Source organism: Thermoplasmatales archaeon (genome assembly GCA_026127925.1).
GTDB lineage: Archaea > Thermoplasmatota > Thermoplasmata > Thermoplasmatales > Thermoplasmataceae > JAKAYB01.
In genome coordinates this window covers 417,442-441,057 of record JAJSLM010000001.1, presented here as the reverse complement: position 1 = coordinate 441,057, position 23,616 = coordinate 417,442, and the positions used below count along the sequence as shown (strand labels likewise).

Sequence of the window (23,616 nt, the reverse complement as noted above, 5' to 3'; positions counted from 1 at the left end):
AGAAAGCATTACCTAAAAGGCAAAAAGAGAGGGTATAATAATACCTTCCCTCCTTCTATCGTGTCATACAAAGCGATTTAGAAGGCATAATTTCTGAAAAAACACAAAAAAAGTATATAACCATTTCCAAAGGAAAAGCGGATTAGGGGTAAGAAATAGATCCGCCTCCTCAAAAAAATATTACTTCCTTAACAACGAATTACAGAACCTTACCTTGCTCAAACATTCCACGCATAAGCCCGTTGTATTCACTTCGCTTATGACCTCGTCCTCGTCTATTTTTATCCTGCATATTTTACATCTCATATTATTACCTTAACAAATGTCTAAAACGTTCCTTCTCATATTCTCTTACGTCATTTCGGTTAGCTCTCTCAACTACCACGTCATTCTCGTATAACCTGAATTTGAAGTATTGGGCTTCTGCACAACTACCATCTCGATATTTGGGGTAATAGACGCCGATGCCCTCCTTCTCTCCATAATGTATTTCGGAAAACACGGATATATCAAAATCCTTCCTATCTATACATAACGCAATAAGTATTATCGTATATGTTCCTCATTCCATGTGACATAGTGTTTTGAGGATTTCATTTTCTTCAATCCATAATAGGAACTGCCTGGCAACCACTTTTATCATTCCTTTAAGATCGGGGAAGTACTGGTTATGCAATTTCAATTTTTTCAGGAGTTTCCACACCCGCTCTATGGGATTCAGTTTTGGGGAGTATGGTGGGAGATAATCAAGAAATAGCAGTTCTTTATGTTTCTCCAACCATGGCAGGAGCAACTTTGCGTGATGGTATCTGGCGTTGTCCAGAATGATCTGCATCTTCCTTCCTTCTCCACGCTTCATCAGAACGGTAAGAAATCTCAGGAAGGTTATGGCGTTGAACACATCTGACATCATGCCTGCGAATTCTCCTGTCCGGATGTTCACAGCGCCAAATACGCTCATACCTTTCCTTGTGGGATACTGCAGTACTGATGGATCCTTATCTTCGGGTGGTATCCACATGGCCAGGGTGGTTCCATGCTGGTAGAAATGGCATTCGTCCAGTGACCATATATCTGTATCGCCTCTCTTCAGGTCTTCAGAGAGTTTTTTTAAAAGCGTCCTGTTTCACAGGATCGCCCTTGGAGATTACCGATCTGGGCTTTCGTCTGCGGAACTTAAGCCTGTGAAAGATCAGCTGGCATGTCCTTACACTCACTTTCACGTGAAATTTCTCGGAGATATGATGCATGAGAAGCTTTCCGTCCCAGAGATTTTGTTCATATCCGAATTCTCCGGGTCCTTTTCTCAGGTCGTTGTTTATTACATCCATCTGCTGAGGTGTGAGCCTTGATGGTCTTCCGTGTCTTTTCCCCTCCATGAGGGCATTAAAACCCTTCTCGTTGAATCCGTTTACCCACCTTTCCATTGTTTTGGGGTTCTCACCAAGTATGCTTCCCGCGTCATAACAGTTCATTCCTTCGCTGACGAGAAGTATGCCATGCAACCGGTGATCATACCTTGATTCCTCTGAACGGGATATCTCGTTCCGTATTGCTATAGACATCTCTTTTGCATTAGTTATCACAAGCTTTTTCATAATTTCATAAGGTGTCAGAATATTTAAAGTATACGACAATACTTATTACGCTGTGTATATTTCCATTACTTCTACTTTGCCTGATAAGATTTCCCGCAATCCTGCTTCTGTTATGTTCGCATTTTCGTTTTTTATTTTTGTTATCATTCTCTACGCCTTTTTACCTTCAACTTTCTTCGTATTTTAATGGATTTCCCGCAGGATTTATGCACATTGATATAGGGTATGATATGCTCAATGTGTTCCCATTCGTATATCGTCTTACCACAGATGACGCATATTTTAGTGTCTGCTTCCTCAACAATAATTAAATCCCTGTTCCTCACATAATCCCTAATAATATTTGCAAGAAAAGATATAAATAACTACCTTTTCGGTTTAATAATTACATCTGGCATTTCTATTGTATATACCGCTTCCCTCCTCTTTGCTATTTTTCCCTTGTGCTTGCGGGTTTCTCTTCTCTCTATTATCTTGTCTCTTAAAACCTTCAAAAAAATAAAACCATAGAATACCATAGTTATCAGAAATGCAAAAAAAAGTAAGGTCATAAAAATTACAACCGTATACTTGGCATTTCAAAAGCTACCTGTATTTCCTTGTGTTTGCGGAATCTGCCTGTTTCAGCAATTGTTATCTGTATTTTAGCTCCCTGCACAACTACGTCTCTGCCTGTTTCCCTCGCATAGTTGAAGGCATCGGCATATACCTTTTGACTGACTTCCACGATACCGCTATCTTCCAGAACGTCATTAAGAGCATTTCTATCCCTGCGCCTAACGATAACGTTCTTTTTTACAGAAATAGGCTCAATTTCAAATTCATTATTCATTTTTCTTCACCTCCCCCGCCTTCATCGGCGAATATTTCTTCTGTTTTCAGTTCTTCAGCCTCCTGCGTAATAAGATAACCGATTAACCGCGTCTTCAATCGGGGAAACCACATCCTTATCTCATTCGCATAGTTTTCTAAATTATCAAGGTGCGTATGAAAATCCGCTAACTGCTTCTCTGCGTATGCTTGTGCATTTCTCATCTGCTTATCTTCCCTCCTCCTTTGAAAAAAGGGTCTATGGAACAACTTTTTAACGTTTTTCTGGTTTTCCTGTTCCTGTGGTGTAAGACTTTTCCACCAGTTCTTTTTTTTGCTCTCTTTCATTTTATTTCCCCTCCTTTGCCTTGTTTTCAGCAATCCAGTCCTGTGCTATTTTCTCTATTTCGTCAGGGGTATGCGTGTATGTCATAGAGTTAAGCTTGAGTTTTTGAGTATAAGTTAAATATTTTCTGCTATCTCTTGCGTGTGCCTTTCCATTCTCCCATAATGCCCGTTGCCTCGCTTTTTCTTGCTCTTTTATATCTTTTTGCTGGATTTTCCAATTCTGTTTAAGCCACTTCACTTCTGTTTTCAATGCTCTTTTTAAATTAGGCTTTCCTTCTCTTCTCCACGCTTTCTTTCCATGTTCAGCGATATACTGTCTTTTGATTTCTTTCACGTTGTCATTTCCTTGTTTCGTTTCCCGTCTATCTATCTGCTTCTGCACATTCGGATATTTCCTTCTAAATCGCATTACGATGAATACTGCACACATTATACCAATAAGTCCCGCTATCCAGCCTATTAATAGAGAAAGAATAGCACCTATTATCCACCACGACACCAAAAACACACCTACCTGTTTCCAAACTTTCATTATACCTCCTCCTGCATTCCAGCCCACAAATCTACTAAAGTTAGAATCTTGATTGTCGGATATTTGTTCTCGTATTTCGGCTTGATTAAGTCATTAGGGACTATAATTAAGACTTCTTTCCCCTGCTTCTGATACGCATTTATCCTTCCTTCCAAATCCGCTATGGAATTTTTAAAACCTGTCTCAATTTCATATACTGCCTTCTTGGTCTCAATATCAGCACTACTTATCCCGTCAGGTTTCACCTCGTAGACTATGCCTTTCTGTTTTAGGATTTCGGCACACGCATTAACCAGATAAGTATGATAATCACTTGGATAAGACCCTTTTCTGCAATAAACAACTTCCTCAACAACATACGCCTGCCCATTCCTGAACTTTACATTAGCTGTTCGTTCAGCGATTATTTCAGAATTGGTCATCATTTTTTTAAGGACACTTTTAATTTTAAGTTTGACCTTAGCAATTTCCTCTTTATCCTTGGTCCGACTTAACGCTTTGGCTATTTCCTGAATATTCAACGCACCATTTAGAGAATTTATGATTTTGTCCTCGTACTTAACGTTCTCAAACTTGTTATTGTCTGTTTCAACGGCTTTGTCCCCTTTTATCCTTAATTCATTCACGGGATAAAATTCAGGCTTCGGGTTTTTCAAAGTATAAATATAGATATCATCTAAATTGTCAGTTGCAATATCTACAAACTCATGACTCATCAGTCTTGTAATTATCCAATGCAAAAGCAAATTAATTGCTTTAATTCTGTTAAGACTTCTCTCACCAAGCTGTTTACTGCTAAATATCGTGGCTGTGTTGCCCTGCACTACATCGCCTAAATCGTCTAACTCCTGCGTAGCCAGAAGCATAGACCCTGTGGAGCGGATTAATCGGGACATATGCGGTATTATGGTATCCTTGCGAAATCCGTCTTTTGTTTTCAGGAACAAACTCGCTTCGTCAATAAAAAACATAGTGTTTAACCTCCTTTTCGTTAGTATCTCTTGGAATAATTGCCTTAAAATATATTCCCCATAAAAAACAAATTGCGTTTCTGTCAGCCCTTCAAAATCTAAAACCGCTTCCTCAGGAATAGGATAATTTATCATTTTCTCGGAAAATACGGAATTCACATTATTTAGAATGGACTGCAAAGAGGCCTTCGTGTTCCCGTCTTTTTCCGTGTTCATTTGCTCAAACGCCTTATCCCTGAACTCCGTCCACGAGTGGCTTTCCTTTGCGATGCTTTCAACTAATGCTGGGATTTGTCCCGCCTGAATGCCTGTCTTACCCTCTGCAATATGAAAAGCCACTAAAAACACTTCAACGAAAGTTTTTATGTCCACAAAAACGTTAGGAATTGCCTCGCTAATTCGCAGGGTCGGTATATTCAATTCACTATATCGGTCTGTGTTTTTATATTGAATTATAAGTTTTTTCTTAGCTTTGAATTCTTGAATAAGAAAATATGAAAGCGTGGTTTTTCCGCTTCCTGCACCGCCAATAAGGGCAATATTCGTATTCCTCTTTTGTTGGATATAGTCAACAATATCCACTTTCCTAACATAAGTCCTAAACCTCTGGTTTTCCCTCCACAGCTTACCTTGAGTGTTTGCCTTATCTTCCTCTTTTGCTTCGGCAATAATACAGAATAGGTTTTCATCTAGCACGTCATTTTTAGTATTAGTCAATTCCAAAACGCCAAAAGTCAGGAAAATGACAACAATACTTATAATTAAGTCAATTCCAATTAAAACAAAGGAATATAGGAAAATAAATACCAAAATACCCATCACTACCGCAAAAAATGTCAATTTACTATGCCCAGCTTTTCGCATAGGCGGTTTATTAATTGTCATAATTATTTACCTCTTCCAATATATTTAGCCCTTTCTATATCCAGAATATTGAGCCAAACGCCCACCGCACCGATTAGTTCCTCGCCTTCCACTTCGTTAGGCATAGAAAGTATGATTTGAAGAATGGCTGAATTAGGGAATTTCATAGCGAAGCGGTTCTTGGGTATCTGTATATTTACCCGATTAACCCGTGTATTACCTGTGTCATTCATTCTTATCTAACTTCTAATTGAATGAAAGAATAAATAGGGTTAATACCATAACTATTACGATGAGTGAATATAATAGCCATATTGAATATTATCCTTGTGCTTACTGCGAAGAAATAATCAATGTTCTATCATCGAAAGATACATTTCTAACTCAATACCAGCTTACTACCCTTCTAAAAAGAAAGATGAATCAGAAAACCACCATAAGACATATTGACGAGCTAATAAAAAATGGAGTCTTAGTAGATTTCAGTAATCCGCCACTTCTTCTTTTTGATGAAATACGAGACACATTTATGGAAAAGTCAAATGCGGAATATGGAAAGCCCGTTAGAAAAGGAATGCTTGATTTCACGGAGGAAAGAGACCTTACGTTATTGATGAAAATAATAGAAGGAAGTCAAAAAAGACAGAGAAGGCGATATGTATTGTGGTTTGATTATGATTGGTTAAGGGGCCATTCTAGAACCTCAACCTCATAACTGCCTTGCCGTTAGGCAATACTGCCTCAAAATCGTATCCATCGCTAATATACTGCTCTATGTCGCTTACGGGTATGACCTTCTGCTTCGCTCCGTTGTCGCTCATCGCTCCCGCTACCTTGTCCCTTAACAACTGCTGAAAGTCCTCGTTGCTCACATTTGTAAGGTCTATCTTGTCTATCTCTTCCTGCTTGTAGCCCACTGCCGATAAGAGCTGTTGCTGTAAGAATAGCTTGGCGTTGTCCTCCGATACCTCGGATATTCTGGTTTCAAGGAATTTCAAACACTTCCGATAACTCTCTCGCATTTCCTCTATCATATCTGGCGGTAGCCTCTTGTTCGTGCTGTATCTCGCCTCAATGTCTCCCTTATGACCCATTATGAACTGCCTCCAAGGGGAAATAAGCTCGCAATACATAGGGTCTCCAATCAAAACCAGCATTAACAATAGCCTTCTTAATGTCTCTTGCTACCAACGCTGTTCTTAGGTGTTCATTTCGCTCCTGTCCTCTTTTTTTCTCTCCCTTTGGGTCTAATTGCAGAATAGGGGAATTAAACGTTAGTTTTTCTCCTTCCAATACCCTCTTGCCCAAATACTCTGTTAAGTAATCCAATCCTTCCTTGCTCAGAAATGTAAAATACTCATTCCTTGCCTTAGACAGATTGCTCCTTACTCTAATCTTTGCTGGAATTTTCTCAAATTCTACTCCTGTGGTTGATAGTTTAACTCCTTCTATGTCTGAAAGTTTAAGGCAATCTGTCCCCTCATAATCTCCTAATGTTTCTGGTCTTAGACCTGAATACGCCATTAATGAAGCCGATACCCTCGCTCTTGCGGTAGCCATCCTTAATATCTTTCCCAAGTCTTCCTTGCTTGGCACTCTCTCATTCTCTGACCTTAAATTACGATTTTCGTTCTTGATGTTGATGTTTAGCTTAACATTAATTCCATTAAATCTAAGCCAAGAAATTACGGGCTTTTCAGCATACGAAATATATGACCCTGCCTTGCCTTCCTTTTCCATTTCCCTTATAACGTCCATTATTTTATATCTGAAATCTTCACGTCTTGCAAGTTCCAGAAGTTCCATAGGATTGGTGTTATCCCTATCGCACCATAAGAGTAAGTGCCTAAAATAAGTCTCTGCTGTGATTACTGAATGTGCCTTTAGATTTTCATACCATCTCTTCAATTGTAGATTAAACTCTGGGCTACCCTCTGTAATAATCCAAACAAACATAAAAAGTATCCGTTTATTTAATTAAAAGGATAGGTAGGGAGTTGAACCCTATTAGATGGGATCTGCAGTCCCACGCATGACCGCTCTGCCACCTATCCGTTTGTTTTGCCATTCTTGATATTCACGCCATATAAATTACTTAAGCTAAAGGGAAAACTATATGGGCATAAGTTCGTGCGGCTAAGCATTTATTAGTAGGAACTCTCCGATCAAACTCAAATTCCAAGGTTTCTCCTGTACTCTATTGATATATTGGGAGGTCCCATTGCCTCTTTGCCCAATTCATATTCACATTTCGAACACTTCAGGGTCATGTCTTTGAGAACATGAAAACTGGTATTTCCACAATTTGGACACGAGCTTCTCACAAATAAGTCTATTCTCGGTACATTATTTGCTCTCGGGCTTCGCTCTTTTTTAATCTCCTGATGATCGGATCCTAGATCTTGATTAATGTCATTGTTTGTCGGAGGCTTCAGTGCAAACCTCTCCATTGAGAACAGAGAATAAATTCCAAGGAATCCCACGATCATGAGAATTATATAGATCACTAACGCCAAATCAGGATTAAACGAGGAGATCGCACTTTCGGCAATTCCTGCCATTGATAAAGTGAAATAGGAAAGGAAACCTTTGAAGAACCCAAACTTAAGGATTATGATATTCAACACAAATGTTATGAATAGATCGGAGATGAGTATAATTATAGGACCTCCCTCTATGGCTGCGATTATAATTGCCAGAATCATTGCAATAAGTAGTAAACTGTTTGTTTTCACATCGTAATTCAATAGATTGTTGAGGCTAAATTTTCCAATAATTATGAGATAAACGCAGAGAGCAATAACTACGGGAACAAAGTCCAAAAGGAAGGTAGAAAGGAGGACAGAGGAGGATATAAAATAGTTCTGAGCAGGAAATGACATATTATATGGAAACTCTTTACCAAGTGAAGGGATAAGATAATCAATAAAGGCCGAAAATATAAGCTGGACAAGAACGTATAAAGAGAAATAACGGAAATATATGGCGGAATTTCTACCGGTGAAACCTTTCGAGAACATTTTGAGTTTCACAACAAATGTCACAATTGCTATAGCAGAGGTAAGTGCGACAGCTGTGATAATCAAGAGGAAAATACTTGAGGAAAGTGTAAAACTAAAGATCAGGTACAGATATGTTGGAATACTCCTAATAATTTGAAAATCACTAATTGTTGAGGGCAAAAGGTAGAAAAAAGAGATTATTGCTATGCCGATCAAAACGAGACTGAAGATTTCTAAAACCGTGTCAAATGTCCTCGGTACTTTTTTTGGGTCTTGTTCGGCGTCCATAATACTTTAAATGTTAAGGACTTAATGTAATATTAATCCTCTTGTTAAGAACACCTTTGGTAAGTGTGGTCTTGTAATTGATGGTACCAACTTCCTCTGTGTTTGAAACGTTTGTTCCGAATTCCATCTGCGAAGGGAGGCCTTCTATGTGCATAACTCTCATTTTATCTCCGTCGGGTACCTTTTCTTTACATATCTTCATCATATCTAGGTCTTTTAGAAAATCCGCCCGTTCTACATAAGAGAATGTTACATCTTTTCCGGATTGCATTATCTTGTTAGCCTCTGCAATAAGCGATTCTACATCCTGTTGAGTCAAAGTTTCAACTTCGATGTCGAACCATGCTTCAGTATCGTAGGTCTGATTTATCCTTGTCGTACCTTTAAGCATAGAGTACGTTAACGCTGTGAGAACCTTCAGAGCAGTACGGAATCTCATGTGAAGATAGCGTATATCCCAGTCTATAATCTGATGCACTTTCTTTCCTTTTGTGTCCGCAGGGAACGTGTCAAGAGACATCAGGTGTATACTCGAACCATCCTGCCAAGTATCTACTATAAGATATTCTTTGTTATCGATCAGAACCTTTCCCTTGTCATTGGGCTGGCCATCCATGGTTGGATAAAATATCGTCTGATCCAAAATTAAATCTGTGAATTCAAACCAAAGTGCAGTTCCATCGGCTTCCTTGAGATATTGGTTGTCCAAATAAAGTTGCTTAGTGTCCATAATATATCCGTATCTTGAATACTAAATGTGTTTAAGTAATTTGCATGTTACATTTGTCTTCTTATTTTTGAAGTTAAGTATATGATTCACATCACTATATCCCCATCGTGTCCGACGATAACCTGTCCTATTTGTATGGTCTAACCCGTGATGGTATCAAGCTTGGCTTAGCTGTTACACGAGAATTTTCGAACTATTTAGAATACCCAGAGAAAAAATTCAAGTCGATACATATAGCAGGAACAAACGGCAAAGGATCAGTTTCAGCCTTCGTATACAATACACTTCATCAGAAATACTCAGCGGGACTGTATACCTCGCCGCATCTGCTAAAGTTTAACGAACGGATTGTTGTGAATAACGAGATGATAACGGATGATGAGATCAATTACTTTGTCTCCAAGAATAGGAATTTCATAGATGCAATGGCCGCAAAAAAAATGCGCCCCACTTTTTTCGAAACGACGACCCTAATGGCCTTCGATCTATTTGCAAGGAAAAACGTAGAATATGCTGCGGTTGAGGTGGGACTGGGTGGCCGACTTGATTCGACGAACATAGTAATGCCGGAAGTATCCGTTATTACCCAGATCGGGTACGAACATTTTGACCGACTTGGTTGCTCAATAGATTCGATCGCCATGGAAAAGGGGGGCATAATAAAGAAGAGGAAACCCACGGTAGTTCTAGAAACAAAACCTGAAGCCGTAAAGGTCCTCAAAAGAATATGCGATCTAAAGGATTCTAAATATATTTCAGTGGAAACAAATAGCAAGATAACAGATCTAGAAAGCAACCTCAACGGGACAAGCTTCACTCTCATAACAACAAACGAAGAATATAACATAGAGACGCGTCTAATAGGACAATTTCAAGCCAAGAATATTGCAACAGCTGTGCTTTCATTGGAAAATTCTGGGGCAGATGGATTAAAAAAGACCGACATAGAACGTGGAATCCTCTCGACAAAATGGCCTGGAAGAATGAACATAATCAGAAGAAATCCAATGGTCATGGTTGATGCTGCCCATAATCCGCCCGCAGCAGATGCATTACAGATCGCACTTAGCAAGTTGACACCACTAAAACCGTTGCTTGTGGTAGGGATGTTATCAGACAAAGATCAATATTCATATCTCAGGGCACTGAGGAGACTTTCCGATAGGATTATATTCACCACACCAAACGAACCTTTGAGATCTTTACCCGCTCAGACGCTGAGCAATATTTCTAATGGTATATTCGAGCATTCTGAGGTGATTCCGGACCCAATGGAAGCCTATAGGAGGGCATGCGAGATTTCAGATTTCGTTTTAGTTACAGGATCGATTTATCTCATAAGCGATATAATCGAATACGAGAACAAAGGAAAAATTGAATTTCTTCAGAAAGCATGATCTTGAATTGTTAACTATTCTGATCTAAAAAAGGTTTTAGTACTAACTACACTTATCGATCCTTTACCGGTGAATTATGAATCCATTTTCAAAATACATTAACTCGGAAAACAAGGTTTCTGCCCATCTGGAACTCCTTAATGAGTCTTTTATTCCCGATTCCTTTCCTCACAGAGAAGAGGAAATACAGCACCTTGTAGACATACTCAGTAGTGTTGTGAGGAATACTAGGCCTTCAAATATACTGATCTATGGAAAAACCGGAACAGGGAAGACCTCAACAACCCGGCATGTGATAAATCTTCTAAAGGAGGCAACTAAAGACAGGGTAACAACCTGCTACCTGAATTGCCAGGTAAATGATACACCGTATTCAGTTCTGACAACACTCGTAAATGGCTTGAGTGATGCAGATGAGAAGATACCGCTGCTTGGCTGGACCACGGACAGGATCTACAGTGAACTTATTTCAAGAATAAACGGCCTTTCTGGATTTGTTATAATCATACTTGACGAAATAGACAAGCTCGTGGAAAAGAGCGGCGGAGACTCGCTTTATGTTGTTCTTAAAATCCTTGAAGAGCCTACACTATCCAAGGTTTCTATAATAGGGATAACGAATGATACTAACATAATGAGCCAGATGGAACCAAGGATCAAGAGTCGGATGAATCAGGAAAGCCTTATTTTTCCTCCATATAACGCAACACAGTTAAAAGACATATTGAAATTCAGGCTAAATGGCGTAACAAACGAGGGACTCGTGGATGAGGGGGCGATAAGCCTTTGCGCGGCCATAGGGGCACAGGAACATGGAGATGCCAGGAAGGTTATCAACCTCATGCGAATAGCCATAGAAATTGCCGAAAGGAACAGCTGTGAAAAGGTAACAGAAAAAGAAGTCTATGCTGCCCGAGATAAGTTTGAAATGGATGTGGTAAAGGAGACAATCCTTACACTTCCTCTCCATAACAAGATAATTCTGTTAAGCACGATTGTGACACAGGAACTGAGCGATAAACTTCTCATAACTGGGGAAATTATGGATAATTATCGTGCCATATGTAATGAACTCGGATTTCAGGCTCTCACCTCAAGACGTGCAAGTGATATTCTCTCAGAACTTGAGGAACTGGGTCTTGTGATAACAACAACGAAGAGTCTTGGAAGGTACGGACGCACTCGATTTGTCAGGATCAATGGGGACCCAGCAGTTTTCAAAAAATACGTTCTTGAAGACGATAACCTTTCTCTGTTTAAAGGAAAGAACGTTACACGTCAGGCGAGATTTGATAACATATCTGGCGAAGAGAAGCTCACAAAGGAAGGATTTGATGAGTTCATCAATAAAATGGATCAATCCGATGATGATAGCTGATCCACGGAGAGCTGGTTTTTGAAACTTGTTACTCAGATCCTAGGCAAGAGAAAGCACATATCATCCACCATAGGCAACAACAGGAAATTATGTTTCTTAGAAAAATCCTTTGGTGCCTCAGTCCAGTCATAGTTATCAATCACTATTGCGAACCTTTTGTTTAGGTAAGGTAAAGCTGTTTCAAGCTCAAAAGTTACGTGCTCATAGGTGTGTTCAGAATCATGGAAGAAGATATCAAACGGAGCGTTTTTTTCAAGAACGTTCTTCAGAGTGTTCTTCGAATCACCGAGAACAAGGGACCAATTTTTCCGGAGTTTTTCTGGCACAAGGAAACCAACGGGCTTAGGTTCTGCTTCACCGTATCTTTCACCCTTATCGAAACTGTATAACTTTCCATTATCCAGTTTCAGCACAGAAAGTATTGCAAATGACGTACTACCAGGGCCGACGCCTGTTTCTGCAACCTTTTTTGCACTCATTAGGCAAACAAGTGAATAAAGCCAGGAAAGTTCTGAATATGAGACCTGCCAGTAATCCTTGCCCCCTATTTGTGAATCTACGTACGATATTATGCTTTCTGCCTTCCTAAACAATTTTGAAATGTCGTCCTCCGAACACTTAAGAAATCGCAACAGTTCTTCTTTTCTTTTAAAATCGGGTGAAACCATGGCGCTAAAACTGCCAATGATTTATAAATATTGCCCATAAACTCGCATTTTGAACTAATTACACGTCATCTATTCCTGCAAAATTTCTCTTTCTACTCAACTGGTAAAGGACAATATACCGGCGAAGAACTCTATGTCTGTTTCCCTTCCTTTTTTCTCCGAAATAATCTGATTGCAACAACTGCCTAATCTGTTTGAAAACCTCGCGTACTTACATAAATTCCTACATTTTTTATAGCAGTGTTGAGTTTCAGAATATTTCATCACGATTATGAAGATATAAAGCATGCTTAATGTAGATATCTTTGGGCCCATGATTCTGCGTACAAAGGAACGATTGTGCACATTAGCCTGAATATTTACCCACCTACAATAAATGGGAAGTAAATTTATACCATAAAGATTTAACCATTAACTTATGAATCAGATTATCCTCGCGCTTATGGGTCTTTTATTAGGGGTCTCGCTTGCAGGGCCACCTGGCCCAGTTACGGCAATCATGATTCAGAGAGCCATAAGATCTGCGCCAAAGAGCTTTGTTGTAGGCTTAGGTGCAATGACTGCAGATTTTACTCTTATGGTAATTATATTATTCCTCGGAACAGGGATAGGCATATTGAGATTCAGCAGGTACATATACATTGCGGGAGCATTTTTTTTCCTTTACCTTGCTTTTGTGACTTCGAGATCTAATGTGAACGCAGATAGCGACAAAGGCAGAGGTGGGAACGGATACATAATTGGCCTTACAATTGGTCTCATAAACCCTTTGCAAATTGGGTGGTGGCTAACTGCTGGCCTTAGCGTTTACGGAAAATTCGGCATAATTCCAATAGCATTCCTCTTCATTGGTATAGTGATATGGATATCATTCCTATCATTATTTGTTAATAAAACATCAATAAAATATGGAAAAAAGGTTGAGTTTGGAGTGAAGATATTCAGCGTCGCTTCACTCGTGATTTTCGGAATTTTGTTTATTTACTTAGCTTTTGCCTAAGATCAGTCGATGATCTTATCACTAAATGTCTTTTCTGGGTCTACAACCGTATAATGATCCTTGTTGAATACCACCTGAGTTGCTGGCGGATTGGTTAGATAGTTCGGAACGAATTGACTGAGTCTTTCAGTAAAGCTCGGAATCGTTTTGTTTTGGTAGAATAGACCAGTCGGGATTTTTTCTCCCCATTCAAGTGCCTTCTGATAAGCCTGCTGGAATTTCATGGCTGCAGAATCTGCGTTGTCCTTGGTTACAACAGGATCCCACGATGGCTCATCTTCCAGCCTGTAAACTCTTTCCCTGTACCAGTCCATTGTGTTTACGTCGTTGTAGGTCGGGCATGGTTGAAGGACGTCTATAACTGCAGATCCCTTATGATTCAGTGCCATCTTGATCAGTCCCTTCAATTGTTTCATGTCAAAGGAAAATCCTCTGGCGACGAATGAATAACCCGAGGATAATGCCAAAGCTATTGGATTGACCTTACCGAATATATTTTCCCTTGCAAGACTTTTTGTCTTCTCCCCCAGCGCCATCGTCGGTGCCGCCTGGCCTTTCGTGAGACCGTAAACAGCATTATCGAAAAGGACTATAGTCAGGCCCGTGTTCCTTCTTCCCTCAGCGACAAAATGCCCTGCCCCTATGCTTAAAAGATCCCCGTCTCCACTCGGCAGTATAACCTTAAGATTCGGGTTGGCAAGTTTTACACCTGTGGCAAAAGGAATTGCCCTTCCGTGAAGGGTATGAACCCCAGCTATGTTCAAATAATGGGGTGTTTTTCCGGAACATCCGATGCCCGAAACCGCTACTACATCTTCACCGCCAAGATTCATCTCTGTGAGTGCCTGGGTTATAGACGTGAGTATACCAAAATCCCCGCATCCAGGGCACCAGTCAACTACAACATCGCTTTTAAAATTATGCGCCATTTTTAAGCACCTCCACAACAAATTTCTCCTTTTTATTAATTATCTTTTTCGCAACCGAAAGGATCTCGTCCTCCGTCATGTGTCTCCCGGAATACTTCAGGATAGCATTCTCTATCTCTATGCCTGTCTCGAGTCTTATCACCCTGGAAGCCTGTGCAAGGAGGTTACTTTCAACATCAACTACAAGTTTTGCTCTTGAAAGGAAGCTCTTTACGAATTCGGACGGAAAAGGCTCAAACATCTTCAGGTATAGCATATTTGCCTTTATCCCTTCCTTCTTGAGATCATCGATAACATCAAGGATCGGACCCTTCTGGCTACCCCAAGTGACAAAGGTTAGGTCTGCATCTTTCTCACCAAACACCTGCACCCTGTCTTCAAGCGGGATCTCGTGTGCGGCTGTCTCAAGTTTCTGGAATCTCTTTCGCATCTGCCTGTCCCTGACCTCAGGGTCTTCAGTTACATGGCCAAGCTCATCGTGCTCGTCTCCAGTCATCCAGAATATATTCTTACCGAAATAACCGACTTTAGAGATACCGTTCTCCGTGTTTAGATTGTATCTAAGAAAATCTTCTTTTTCAGACACAGAAAGAGCCGGAATTATTTTAACTCTAGATTTGTCAATCTCCGGAATCAAATCGGACGTAGTGGCAAGATTCTTGTCTATAAGGTGTATGACCGGAAGTTGATACCTCTGTGCATAATTTAGAGCTTTCATTGCGTCATATGCGCACTCCTCGATGTCCCCAGAAGAAAGTACTATTCTTGGAAATTCGCCGTGACCAGTGTTCAACGCAAATAACAGATCCGATTGACCGTTTCTCGTCGGAAGACCCGTACTTGGTCCTCCCCTCTGGTAAAGGGTTATGACTACAGGAACTTCATCCATACCTGCGAAAGATATTCCCTCGGCCATAAGTGAAAAACCTGGACCACTTGTGGCCGTAGCGGAACGCGTTCCGGTCAAAGCCGCACCCATGGCCATGGTTATTGCAGAAATCTCATCTTCAGTTTGTATCACGACGACCCCGGCTTTCTCCAGACTGTTCTTTTCGTTCTCAATTAACGATAGTGTCTCGTGTTCTTCTAGAACGGTGCTTTCGTCGCTGGCTGGTGTTATAGGATAGTATGTCTGGAACCTAAGCCCCCCCATCACTTTGCCTATAGCAGCGGCATCGTTTCCCGTTAGCAGTAATCTCTGCTTCTTCGGGAATGATTTAAGGGTAGTGCCACTAAGCTTGTTCTCCTCACAGTATTTATAGGCGGCTTCAACAACTTTCACATTGTCTTCAACGACCTTTGGCTTACTGGCAAAAACCTGTTTTATTGCTTCACTGGTAAAATTAACAGGAAGTCCTGCTATAGAAAGTGTTATAGCTGAACCAAGAGTGTTAAAATATCGTGTTGGAGTACCACCGCTTATAGCGCTATTGACCACGGCATCGAAGGGGACAGCGATTGTTATTGCCCCATTATTCTTCATATGCTGTATTGCACCAATCACATTAAGTGGCAGATTCTCACTCTGGAGTCTTCCCTTAATGCTCTTTGCCGTGTCCCTCATTATGAGTCTTGCCTGAGATAGATCTCCAGATTCAAAACTCTTGTCGTATATAACTTTTGATCCAGCAACTACATCGTCCATGTGCTCATACAGGGTATCGGCATCTAAAGCTACAAGTATGTCAACTGGGTACCTGAGAGACCTGGGGCGTTCTTCTTTCACCCTTATGTGGTTGTAACTGTGTCTCCCTTTTATGTTTGAGTGATATTCTCTTACTGCAAAAACGTTGTATCCGGCTTCAGCAAATGCCCGGTTGATCATATTAGAAGAGGTATCGATACCTCCGCCTTGCGGGCCTCCTATTGTTAAACTTAGATCCATATTAAGACCGGGGGGGTATTCAAAAATCATTAAAAACGTTTTGCGCAGTTTTTTTGCGACATACTCATGATCTGGTCAATAGTGCTCGTACTCTCCCAACAGTAATTTGTAAAGGACAGATTTATATTATTGTTAAAGAGCTACATGATTTTGGCTCACGATCGTATTTTTAATATCGTTAGTATTATGGTGTGGTATGCGTAAAGTTTTTGTTGTAAACAAAAAGGATAGATCGATAATTAATGAGATGCTCTCTGATGATTTGGTGGGAAGACAATCTATTTACGAGAGGGAAGGTGTGGGCTATAAGCTGAAAACTGATGAGGTCCTTATTGTTTTTTCCGGTTCCGAGGAAGCATTTTCTAAAATAAAAGAGCAGTGGGGTGGAAAAGTTGTCTTACTTTCCGGAAAACAGGAAGAGGATATCCTGACCCAGATAGACAGAGAGAATGATAATGCCCAGGAAGGAATGGGTTTCCTTTTCTCCTGATCACCATGCTTATTGTAACTGGAATGCCGGGTGCTGGAAAAGACGAATTCGTGAAAGTTGCCAAGGAATTTGGGTTCGTTGATGTTCACATGGGAGATACCGTTAAAAAACATGCCGCATTGAATAATATACCGTTAATCGATTCGGAGATTGGTAAATTTGCGACTTCAGAAAGGAAGGCTAAAGGCATGGATATATGGGCGAGAAGGACCGCCGAATCAATTAAAGATCCTGATAAAACAGTGGTCGATGGACTGAGGAACGATGAGGAACTAGCATTCTTCCGGGATAAGTTTGACAATGTCAAGGTAGTTGCAATTTACACGAACAGACAGGAACGCTTTATGAGAATAATTAAAAGGGCGCGACAGGACGATGTCAGGACTGAACCCGAATTCTATGAACGCGATAATAGAGAGTTGGGCTGGGGTATCGGACGTACTATTTCATTGTCAGATTACATGATAGTAAACGACCGAAGCCTGGAAGAATTCAAAGAGGATGTCAGAGAGTTCTTCAGGACAATAACTTCGGCATCAAAATGACTTTGAGACCACATATTTCCTGAGCGATTCGAAAAATAGCTTTCCAAGAACAGGGTTTTTAATTAGTTTGCTATCGGAATTCAGCGGGAGATCATAAAGACGCTCTGGATGAGGCATGAGGCCAAGAACATTCCCAGAGGGATTGGACAAGGCTGCTATATTTCCTTCAGAGCCGTTGGGATTCCAAGGATAATCTGCTTCGTTCCCGGAAGGATCAGTATATTTCATGACTATCTGGCTCTCTTCCTCCATTCGTTCAAGTATCTTATGCTGGTGGTCAACAACGATCTTGCCTTCCGAATGTGCCACCGGGACAAGATAGTTTTCCCCAAGATCAATTGCGGCAAGAAGTCTATTCTTAGAATGCATTTTTACATAAGTGTAACGGCATTCGTACCTGTTGGAATCATTGAGTGAAAGGGCAAAGCGCCTCGTGAAGTCATACCCGGGTAGGAAACCGAGTTCACATAAAACCTGGAAACCATTGCATACCCCTATTATCGGTTTCCCTGCTTCAGAAAATTTTATGAGATCCGGCAAAGAGGAACTGGCAAGGCGTTGGGCAAAAATCACCCCAGCCCTAATATAATCTCCAGCAGAAAAACCGCCAGGAATAAACAACACCGAAAAATCTTCAAGAGATAGTTTGTCTCTCTTTAATTCATTGACATGAACATACCTAGGAAGGAACCCAATTCGCTTGAACGATTGATAAGCCTCGTATTCACAATTTGTTCCTTCCATCCGTACTATTGCAGCAGACGGATGAAAGCTAGAATCCGTCTACTGACCACCTCTTCTCTCCTTCGCTTTCATTCTAAGGCCAGTGTATCCACATTTTCTGCATTTCGTAGCATTTGGTGAATTTCTAGCGTTACATCTCATGCAAATCTTTTTGTTCAGTCTTCTTTCAACTGCTTCAGGGAATGCCATATGAATTCTAATTAGGGATATTCACCGGCTATATAGCAATTCTCATTTGTCCCACCGGCACACCCGATATACCAATTGAGGATCGTTCATTGTTTCTCTGCCTTTGTAGCCGTTAATTTCCGTAGACAACTGAATTGCAGGATAAGGAAGGTGATGTATTGGGTCGATAATAGAAATGTATTCCGGAACATTGAAAAGATAAGCGAAAAGATCTTCGGACGTAAACTCAGAGACAATAACGTGAATGAACTATTTTTCGGAAATGAAGGATTAGCATTCTAGATTCATCTAAGCTAATTTTTTGCACTAAACTACCTTGTTTTACAGAAATTTCACTGCAAGGATGAACGTGATCAAATGTAAAATTTTTAGGTATTATGCCAAAATAAAGTAATTTAATGTCAAACGACCAAAAAGTATATTTCTATTGCAAACAAAAACAGAACAAAAAGACTTGACGCGATCATTACGGATCTGACGTTGTTTTCCTTGCTGAGCCAAGAGAGTGCTTTGTGTCTGCCGACGATCAGCATACTATCTCTGAAAAACTGTCCACCATCGAAAACTACAACCGGAAGCGCGTTCATTATCGCGAGGAGGAAATTCCACCAGAATAACCAGTACAGCATGTCGAATATACCCCAGAATAAGAGCGGAGAGAATGGCGTAGAATACATAGAAGCTAAAGAGCTGGGAATTGGTGAGAGATATAAGAACGGGAGTGCTATGTATTCTAACATTCCAGACCAAGGTGATGTGAAAACCTGCCTACCAGATAACATTGACTGCATGTAACCTAACGTATATCCCCCAAATCCAGAATAAACGCTTGTAATGCCTATGAAGCTATAATTCTTGTAAGCATTGCTGTTCTGAGATGGATCATATTTTGCATAATAATAATATTCAGATGTAGTTATAAGCGTGAAATTCTTCTTTATCATTCCTCCGTTCATCGGCACCATCATTTCCAGATAATCTTTAGAACCTGGAGGGAGTTTATTTAATTGGGTAGTTAGCACTGTTGCGTTGTAAATTGTTAAACCATTACTCTTAACTAAAACAGAGCCAACAGGGATCGAAATATTCGCTGCCGGCAAGCCACTTATGGTTGAATAAATAGTCAATCCTGCCATAACTTTAACAGAATGAATGGCCCCGCCATAATAAACGGATGCAGGATAATATTGCCCTGGTGTCAAATTTGAGATAGTAGTAAGATTCTGGATAACATTGCCAGTGTAATGGCCAAGCGATACCACCTCTTCACCATTGGATATCACATGCGATGCCTGGGAGCCTGAAACTGTAGCCTCGACGTATAAACCGTCATGTGTAGGAGACGCAACGGGGACCACCAGTAAGGCGACTAGAAGGAAGCATATAACGGCCAAAACAATGTTAATGCCGGGACCAGCGGCAACTATTCGCCTCCTGACAACTGGGTCGGATTTAGTTATTTCCTGTTCGTCTGGCTCTACGAAGGCACCGACCGGAACGACAAACCAGAGTACCCCTACTGATGAAAGTTTTATGCCCTGTTTCTTTGCAACTACACCGTGAAAGAATTCATGAATTACAACAGCAAGTATCAAAGTTACAGTCCCGAATCCGATCGGTATCACCGGATTGACTCCGGGTATGGCAAGGAGTAACGAAAGACCTGCCGGATGCGATGGTTTAATCGCAAAAGAAAGAACTGCACCGTAAACAAGTATCACGACAGCTAAAATAGCACTAACAAAAACAATAATAACGGAAATTTTTCCGAACGACCTACCAGGGAATTTTTTTGTAAATCGTTCAATAACGCCGCGATTCTTGGTGATCTTTATCATAATAGCTGGACCAAACAGTGAGAAATGTTTGGTTTTTGAGATCCTCGGCCCGAGATATATCACTACGATTATCCACGCAAAAATTAGTAAAATTGCAATCTCAAGTCCACTGATCATTCCACCCCCTATACGAAATGATTATACTAATGTTTTTTTATGAAAATTTTACTGTTGCCTGCAGTTTTCACAGTTATGTGAAATTAAATGGTCGTCTCTTAACTTTATTTCCCAATATACCAATTTCAGACAGGTTTATAGGTAACGACGGATAGATTTACGAGGTGGATCGTGCAGGATGCTATCCACACTTAACGTTTAATTTGTTTTTCTTCTGGTTTGCTGTTTTTCTGACATCCTCTCCTCTCTAAAGATCGGAGCGTTCTTGCTTATTTTCCGTAATTCAACCAGAAAAAGTGCGACCTGGTCCAGTATTACAATTAGCTTGAAAATTATACACATATTGCCGAACCAATACATAAATTACTTCGTCATTACACGTATACAAAAATGTTCTAGCGAAAATTTAAAATACCTACTTTTAAAATACTATTTATGAAAGTAACAATATCGCATATAAAGGCAGATATAGGTAGTTTGCCCGGCCACACGGTTGTATTTCAGCCCGTTGTTGACGAGGTCAGGACATTTGTCAAGGAGAACGGAAAATCATTGATCAGCGACTTCCATGTCTCAAGTATTGGAGACGATATACAGATAACCATGATTCATGACAAAGGCATAGACAACCCAGAGATACATGAACTTGCCTGGAATGCTTTTAAGTCCGGGACAGCAGTGGCCAAGAGATATGGGCTATACGGTGCGGGCCAAGACCTTCTCAAGGATGCATTTTCAGGAAATATCAAGGGAATGGGCCCGGGAGTGGCTGAGATGGAAATTACTCCTCGAAAATCAGAACCATTCATTGTTTACATGATGGATAAAACGGAACCTGGTGCGTTCAATTACCCCATTTATAAGATGTTCGCAGATCCGTTCAATACACCAGGACTAGTTATTGATCAGAACATGCACGATGGTTTTGTTTTCGAGATTTGGGATATAATAGAATCTAAGAAGATATTCCTTGGTACCCCGGAAAACCTTTACGACATATTGGGCCTTATTGGGTCGAAGAGCAGATATGTCATAAAACGTATATTTACAAAGCCTTCACATGAAAAGATTCCAGACGAAAATGTCGCTGTTATAACCACGGACAAGCTCTCGTTTATTGCAGGGGAGTATGTCGGCAAGGATGATCCTGCAGGCATCGTTCGAATACAGTCAGGGCTTCCGGCTTCCGGAGAATCGTTGGAAGCCTTCTCATTCCCATATCTAGTTTCTGGGTGGATGAGAGGATCCTTTAATGGACCACTTATGCCTGTTTCCCAAAAGGATTCTAAAATGACCCGCTTTGATGGACCACCACGTGTCGTTGCACTAGGATTCGTTCTTAAGGACGGAAAACTTTCTGGACCTGTGGACATGTTCGATGATCCGGCTTTCGATGGCTCGAGAAAGACAGCTATGGAAATTGTCGATTACATTAGACGCATGGGTCCATTTGAACCACACCGCCTTCCTGAAGACGAAATGGAGTATACGACTTTGCCACATGTTCTTGAAAAATACAAAGGACAGTTCGAGCCTATCGAAGGAGCTGTTAGGAAAAAGAACTTGGGCATAACCACGAGAGATATGGACTAATTTTTAAAATATTTATAGATAATAAAATTGTCGCAGCACTATTATTTTTTCTATTCGTTTGTGTTAAGATTCTGGCATTTTTGCGTGAGAATCTGATATGTCGCGGAACATGTCATCGTTTTATGATTTTTTTTTAAAATTAGATTTAGGAACAGTCCAGTGATCAGCGTTATTTATTCAGGGAGGCGTATATAGATATCGCACGTTGATAATCGTCCTCAGTATTAACGTTGAAGAATGCGTATTTGGAAAATAAATTGTCACTTAGGCCAAAATAATCAGCCTTCAGTATAACTTCTTTGAGACTCTTACCGCTTTTCAAATTTCCGGAATAAATACAAAATAATGGTTCAAAAGAATGATCATTGTGCACCGGTACCACTATGTTTCCGCTAAAGTTCTTTATCATCAATTTCAGATCATCAGTCGTGAAAAAAGGCATGTCTCCCCCGATAAGAAAAAATTCATTATATTTTTTAGACAATTTCAAAACCAGATCAATGATATTATCTGACTCATCCGGAACATAAGGGAGAGAAAGTTCAATTTTTGAATATATTACAGCGTCCATTACTGAAGATACCTTATCATAGATTATTTTCAATATACTATAATCTCCAAGTTTCAGGAAGTGTTTGTCGTTCAACCTTGCTGGTTTCTTTACCGGTATGATTCCAATCATTAATCTACCAAATATTGAACGTTGTTTATAGATTTACGGTTACGCCAAGGGAAATTTATTTAGATAAAACGCCATTAATTGCCAATGATAAACATCTCGGGAAAGGAAATAGTAAGAAGAGAAGCCGTTGCCTCGGGGAAGATTAAACTCAAGGATGAAACAATTAAGGCCATAAAGGAGGGCCGAGTTAAGAAAGGAGATGTTTTTACATCAGCTAAAATTTCTGCCCTTGAGGGCGTGAAGGAAGCGTGGCAAAGAATGCCGTACTGTCATCAGATCCCTATTGAGGCGATAGATTTTGATATGGAGCTACAAACCGATCATGTTACCGTGAGGTGCTCAGTGGAAGCTGAATGGAAAACTGGGGTTGAAATGGATGCACTAAGTGGCGTAAGTTCGTCTCTACTGACAATATGGGATATGGTAAAATATATGGAAAAAGACGAAACCGGAAATTATCCATCCACAATTATTTACGACATAAAAGTAGACCAAAAGGTGAAGGGACATGGAAGCGCACAGAGAAAAGGAATTTAGGGCCAGATTTTCTGTCATTACGTGCAGTAGTTCCAGAACTGAAGAGAACGACGAATCTGGCAGGATTATAAAGGAACTTATTAACGGAACAGAGCATTCCGTAGTCAACTATGCAGTCGTAAAAGACGATAAGAAAAGCATAATTGATAAAGCAAAAGATTTTCTGGCAAATAGCGACGCCCTTGTGATTTCTGGAGGAACCGGACTAACGCAGAATGATGTGACAATAGAGGCCATATCTTCGATTTCAGAGTTCGAAATTACTGCATTCTCAACCATTTTTTCACTCCTTTCCTATGAGCAAATTGGAACTTCTGCCGTGATGTCCAGATCATCCGCATTTGTGATCGACAGGAAACCTGTTTTTTGCCTTCCCGGTTCACCAAAGGCCGCTGAGCTTGGAGTAAATAAGATCATACTTGAACAGATCGATCATATGCACCATGAACTAAATAGGTGATCTCACAGAAATGCATCGCCA

At 40.3% G+C, this 23,616-nt stretch carries 27 protein-coding genes and 1 tRNA gene; 9 read left to right on the top strand and 19 right to left on the bottom strand.

What is annotated here, in order from left to right; all coding sequences use genetic code 11:
- Positions 1–562: 562 nt before the first annotated feature.
- The 7 genes from LVQ96_02235 to LVQ96_02205 form a co-directional block, all read right to left on the bottom strand.
- The gene (locus tag LVQ96_02235) at positions 563–1,063 is read right to left on the bottom strand and encodes an IS630 family transposase (GenBank protein MCW6169969.1); all 501 of its coding nucleotides are present in this window, start codon (positions 1,061–1,063) and stop codon (positions 563–565) included.
- A 34-nt stretch (positions 1,064–1,097) separates the two neighbouring features.
- Complete coding sequence (locus LVQ96_02230; GenBank protein ID MCW6169968.1) at positions 1,098–1,598, bottom strand: winged helix-turn-helix domain-containing protein; 501 nt, start codon at positions 1,596–1,598, stop codon at positions 1,098–1,100.
- A 556-nt stretch (positions 1,599–2,154) separates the two neighbouring features.
- Positions 2,155–2,430 (bottom strand): hypothetical protein, encoded by a 276-nt coding sequence (locus tag LVQ96_02225; protein ID MCW6169967.1) that lies wholly within the window; start codon positions 2,428–2,430, stop codon positions 2,155–2,157.
- A complete protein-coding gene (locus LVQ96_02220; GenBank protein MCW6169966.1) occupies positions 2,427–2,756 on the bottom strand; it encodes a hypothetical protein in 330 nt (109 codons plus the stop codon). Before LVQ96_02220 ends, LVQ96_02225 begins: the two co-directional genes overlap by 4 nt.
- A gap of 1 nt (position 2,757) precedes the next feature.
- Positions 2,758–3,288, bottom strand: coding sequence for a hypothetical protein (locus LVQ96_02215; GenBank protein ID MCW6169965.1), 531 nt, complete (start codon positions 3,286–3,288; stop codon positions 2,758–2,760).
- The gene (locus tag LVQ96_02210; GenBank protein ID MCW6169964.1) at positions 3,288–5,144 is read right to left on the bottom strand and encodes a hypothetical protein; all 1,857 of its coding nucleotides are present in this window, start codon (positions 5,142–5,144) and stop codon (positions 3,288–3,290) included. The genes LVQ96_02215 and LVQ96_02210 overlap by 1 nt, the downstream gene beginning before the upstream one ends.
- 2 nt (positions 5,145–5,146) lie before the next feature.
- Positions 5,147–5,290, bottom strand: a complete 144-nt coding sequence (locus LVQ96_02205; GenBank protein MCW6169963.1) for a hypothetical protein — start codon at positions 5,288–5,290, stop codon at positions 5,147–5,149.
- Positions 5,291–5,415: 125 nt separating this feature from the next.
- On the opposite strand from LVQ96_02205, the gene LVQ96_02200 reads away from it, so the two are divergent.
- Complete coding sequence (locus tag LVQ96_02200; protein ID MCW6169962.1) at positions 5,416–5,838, top strand: hypothetical protein; 423 nt, start codon at positions 5,416–5,418, stop codon at positions 5,836–5,838.
- Here LVQ96_02200 and LVQ96_02195 read toward each other — a convergent pair.
- The 5 genes from LVQ96_02195 to LVQ96_02175 all read right to left on the bottom strand — a co-directional run bounded on the left by LVQ96_02195 (position 5,819) and on the right by LVQ96_02175 (position 9,143).
- Positions 5,819–6,217 (bottom strand): hypothetical protein, encoded by a 399-nt coding sequence (locus LVQ96_02195; protein ID MCW6169961.1) that lies wholly within the window; start codon positions 6,215–6,217, stop codon positions 5,819–5,821. The two genes, LVQ96_02200 and LVQ96_02195, sit on opposite strands and share 20 nt — an antisense overlap.
- Complete coding sequence (locus LVQ96_02190) at positions 6,207–7,079, bottom strand: hypothetical protein (protein MCW6169960.1); 873 nt, start codon at positions 7,077–7,079, stop codon at positions 6,207–6,209. The genes LVQ96_02195 and LVQ96_02190 overlap by 11 nt, the downstream gene beginning before the upstream one ends.
- Positions 7,080–7,105: 26 nt before the next feature.
- A tRNA-Cys gene (locus LVQ96_02185) sits at positions 7,106–7,177 on the bottom strand.
- A gap of 117 nt (positions 7,178–7,294) precedes the next feature.
- Complete coding sequence (locus tag LVQ96_02180) at positions 7,295–8,413, bottom strand: hypothetical protein (GenBank protein ID MCW6169959.1); 1,119 nt, start codon at positions 8,411–8,413, stop codon at positions 7,295–7,297.
- Between the two features lie 13 nt (positions 8,414–8,426).
- Positions 8,427–9,143, bottom strand: a complete 717-nt coding sequence (locus LVQ96_02175; protein MCW6169958.1) for an alanyl-tRNA editing protein — start codon at positions 9,141–9,143, stop codon at positions 8,427–8,429.
- Between the two features lie 107 nt (positions 9,144–9,250).
- Here LVQ96_02175 and LVQ96_02170 point away from each other — a divergent pair, with 107 nt between their 5' ends.
- Together LVQ96_02170 and LVQ96_02165 are read left to right on the top strand one after the other, a co-directional pair.
- A complete protein-coding gene (locus LVQ96_02170) occupies positions 9,251–10,540 on the top strand; it encodes a bifunctional folylpolyglutamate synthase/dihydrofolate synthase (GenBank protein ID MCW6169957.1) in 1,290 nt (429 codons plus the stop codon).
- Positions 10,541–10,616: 76 nt separating this feature from the next.
- Positions 10,617–11,918, top strand: coding sequence for an ORC1-type DNA replication protein (locus tag LVQ96_02165; protein MCW6169956.1), 1,302 nt, complete (start codon positions 10,617–10,619; stop codon positions 11,916–11,918).
- A 32-nt stretch (positions 11,919–11,950) separates the two neighbouring features.
- Here LVQ96_02165 and LVQ96_02160 read toward each other — a convergent pair whose 3' ends face one another.
- Complete coding sequence (locus tag LVQ96_02160; GenBank protein ID MCW6169955.1) at positions 11,951–12,586, bottom strand: class I SAM-dependent methyltransferase; 636 nt, start codon at positions 12,584–12,586, stop codon at positions 11,951–11,953.
- A 418-nt stretch (positions 12,587–13,004) separates the two neighbouring features.
- Here LVQ96_02160 and LVQ96_02155 point away from each other — a divergent pair, with 418 nt between their 5' ends.
- Positions 13,005–13,586: a LysE family translocator gene (locus LVQ96_02155; GenBank protein ID MCW6169954.1), complete on the top strand. Its 582-nt coding sequence runs from the start codon at positions 13,005–13,007 to the stop codon at positions 13,584–13,586.
- Positions 13,587–13,588: 2 nt separating this feature from the next.
- Here the strand turns inward: LVQ96_02155 and LVQ96_02150 are convergent, their stop codons facing one another.
- Positions 13,589–14,515, bottom strand: a complete 927-nt coding sequence (locus LVQ96_02150) for a 2-oxoacid:ferredoxin oxidoreductase subunit beta (protein ID MCW6169953.1) — start codon at positions 14,513–14,515, stop codon at positions 13,589–13,591.
- Complete coding sequence (locus tag LVQ96_02145) at positions 14,505–16,400, bottom strand: 2-oxoacid:acceptor oxidoreductase subunit alpha (GenBank protein MCW6169952.1); 1,896 nt, start codon at positions 16,398–16,400, stop codon at positions 14,505–14,507. Before LVQ96_02145 ends, LVQ96_02150 begins: the two co-directional genes overlap by 11 nt.
- 196 nt (positions 16,401–16,596) lie before the next feature.
- On the opposite strand from LVQ96_02145, the gene LVQ96_02140 reads away from it, so the two are divergent.
- Complete coding sequence (locus LVQ96_02140) at positions 16,597–16,890, top strand: hypothetical protein (protein ID MCW6169951.1); 294 nt, start codon at positions 16,597–16,599, stop codon at positions 16,888–16,890.
- A 5-nt stretch (positions 16,891–16,895) separates the two neighbouring features.
- Positions 16,896–17,435 carry a flagellar hook-basal body complex protein FliE gene (fliE, locus tag LVQ96_02135; GenBank protein ID MCW6169950.1) on the top strand — a complete coding sequence of 180 codons (540 nt, stop codon included), beginning with the start codon at positions 16,896–16,898 and terminating at the stop codon, positions 17,433–17,435.
- On the opposite strand, the gene purQ is transcribed toward fliE, so the two are convergent.
- The 3 genes from purQ to LVQ96_02120 all read right to left on the bottom strand — a co-directional run bounded on the left by purQ (position 17,427) and on the right by LVQ96_02120 (position 20,323).
- Positions 17,427–18,179 carry a phosphoribosylformylglycinamidine synthase subunit PurQ gene (gene purQ / locus LVQ96_02130; protein MCW6169949.1) on the bottom strand — a complete coding sequence of 251 codons (753 nt, stop codon included), beginning with the start codon at positions 18,177–18,179 and terminating at the stop codon, positions 17,427–17,429. The genes fliE and purQ overlap by 9 nt on opposite strands.
- Before the next feature lie 39 nt (positions 18,180–18,218).
- Positions 18,219–18,368, bottom strand: a complete 150-nt coding sequence (locus tag LVQ96_02125) for a 50S ribosomal protein L40e (GenBank protein ID MCW6169948.1) — start codon at positions 18,366–18,368, stop codon at positions 18,219–18,221.
- A gap of 401 nt (positions 18,369–18,769) precedes the next feature.
- Positions 18,770–20,323 (bottom strand): site-2 protease family protein, encoded by a 1,554-nt coding sequence (locus tag LVQ96_02120; protein ID MCW6169947.1) that lies wholly within the window; start codon positions 20,321–20,323, stop codon positions 18,770–18,772.
- 435 nt (positions 20,324–20,758) lie between these two features.
- Here LVQ96_02120 and LVQ96_02115 point away from each other — a divergent pair, with 435 nt between their 5' ends.
- Positions 20,759–21,916, top strand: a complete 1,158-nt coding sequence (locus LVQ96_02115) for a fructose-1,6-bisphosphatase (GenBank protein MCW6169946.1) — start codon at positions 20,759–20,761, stop codon at positions 21,914–21,916.
- A 169-nt stretch (positions 21,917–22,085) separates the two neighbouring features.
- Here the strand turns inward: LVQ96_02115 and LVQ96_02110 are convergent, their stop codons facing one another.
- Positions 22,086–22,598: a hypothetical protein gene (locus LVQ96_02110; GenBank protein MCW6169945.1), complete on the bottom strand. Its 513-nt coding sequence runs from the start codon at positions 22,596–22,598 to the stop codon at positions 22,086–22,088.
- An 84-nt stretch (positions 22,599–22,682) separates the two neighbouring features.
- On the opposite strand from LVQ96_02110, the gene moaC reads away from it, so the two are divergent.
- Positions 22,683–23,135: a cyclic pyranopterin monophosphate synthase MoaC gene (gene moaC, locus LVQ96_02105; GenBank protein ID MCW6169944.1), complete on the top strand. Its 453-nt coding sequence runs from the start codon at positions 22,683–22,685 to the stop codon at positions 23,133–23,135.
- Entirely contained in the window at positions 23,107–23,595 is a 489-nt protein-coding gene (locus tag LVQ96_02100; protein ID MCW6169943.1) for a molybdenum cofactor biosynthesis protein MoaB, read from the top strand. Before moaC ends, LVQ96_02100 begins: the two co-directional genes overlap by 29 nt.
- Positions 23,596–23,616: the final 21 nt, after the last annotated feature.

Coding starts and splice junctions, on each gene's coding strand:
- LVQ96_02160 (MCW6169955.1), bottom strand. CDS start 12,586: ATGGTTTCACCCGATTTTAAAAGAAAAGAAGAACTGTTGCGATTTCTT.
- LVQ96_02140 (MCW6169951.1), top strand. CDS start 16,597: ATGCGTAAAGTTTTTGTTGTAAACAAAAAGGATAGATCGATAATTAAT.
- LVQ96_02210 (MCW6169964.1), bottom strand. CDS start 5,144: ATGACAATTAATAAACCGCCTATGCGAAAAGCTGGGCATAGTAAATTG.
- LVQ96_02155 (MCW6169954.1), top strand. CDS start 13,005: ATGAATCAGATTATCCTCGCGCTTATGGGTCTTTTATTAGGGGTCTCG.
- fliE (MCW6169950.1), top strand. CDS start 16,896: ATGCTTATTGTAACTGGAATGCCGGGTGCTGGAAAAGACGAATTCGTG.
- LVQ96_02115 (MCW6169946.1), top strand. CDS start 20,759: ATGAAAGTAACAATATCGCATATAAAGGCAGATATAGGTAGTTTGCCC.
- LVQ96_02150 (MCW6169953.1), bottom strand. CDS start 14,515: ATGGCGCATAATTTTAAAAGCGATGTTGTAGTTGACTGGTGCCCTGGA.
- LVQ96_02225 (MCW6169967.1), bottom strand. CDS start 2,430: ATGAATAATGAATTTGAAATTGAGCCTATTTCTGTAAAAAAGAACGTT.
- LVQ96_02230 (MCW6169968.1), bottom strand. CDS start 1,598: ATGAAAAAGCTTGTGATAACTAATGCAAAAGAGATGTCTATAGCAATA.
- LVQ96_02120 (MCW6169947.1), bottom strand. CDS start 20,323: ATGATCAGTGGACTTGAGATTGCAATTTTACTAATTTTTGCGTGGATA.
- LVQ96_02145 (MCW6169952.1), bottom strand. CDS start 16,400: ATGGATCTAAGTTTAACAATAGGAGGCCCGCAAGGCGGAGGTATCGAT.
- LVQ96_02215 (MCW6169965.1), bottom strand. CDS start 3,288: ATGAAAGTTTGGAAACAGGTAGGTGTGTTTTTGGTGTCGTGGTGGATA.
- LVQ96_02110 (MCW6169945.1), bottom strand. CDS start 22,598: ATGATTGGAATCATACCGGTAAAGAAACCAGCAAGGTTGAACGACAAA.
- LVQ96_02190 (MCW6169960.1), bottom strand. CDS start 7,079: ATGTTTGTTTGGATTATTACAGAGGGTAGCCCAGAGTTTAATCTACAA.
- LVQ96_02220 (MCW6169966.1), bottom strand. CDS start 2,756: ATGAAAGAGAGCAAAAAAAAGAACTGGTGGAAAAGTCTTACACCACAG.
- LVQ96_02180 (MCW6169959.1), bottom strand. CDS start 8,413: ATGGACGCCGAACAAGACCCAAAAAAAGTACCGAGGACATTTGACACG.
- LVQ96_02175 (MCW6169958.1), bottom strand. CDS start 9,143: ATGGACACTAAGCAACTTTATTTGGACAACCAATATCTCAAGGAAGCC.
- LVQ96_02165 (MCW6169956.1), top strand. CDS start 10,617: ATGAATCCATTTTCAAAATACATTAACTCGGAAAACAAGGTTTCTGCC.
- LVQ96_02125 (MCW6169948.1), bottom strand. CDS start 18,368: ATGGCATTCCCTGAAGCAGTTGAAAGAAGACTGAACAAAAAGATTTGC.
- LVQ96_02200 (MCW6169962.1), top strand. CDS start 5,416: ATGAGTGAATATAATAGCCATATTGAATATTATCCTTGTGCTTACTGC.
- LVQ96_02195 (MCW6169961.1), bottom strand. CDS start 6,217: ATGGGTCATAAGGGAGACATTGAGGCGAGATACAGCACGAACAAGAGG.
- purQ (MCW6169949.1), bottom strand. CDS start 18,179: ATGGAAGGAACAAATTGTGAATACGAGGCTTATCAATCGTTCAAGCGA.
- LVQ96_02205 (MCW6169963.1), bottom strand. CDS start 5,290: ATGAAATTCCCTAATTCAGCCATTCTTCAAATCATACTTTCTATGCCT.
- moaC (MCW6169944.1), top strand. CDS start 22,683: ATGATAAACATCTCGGGAAAGGAAATAGTAAGAAGAGAAGCCGTTGCC.
- LVQ96_02100 (MCW6169943.1), top strand. CDS start 23,107: ATGGAAGCGCACAGAGAAAAGGAATTTAGGGCCAGATTTTCTGTCATT.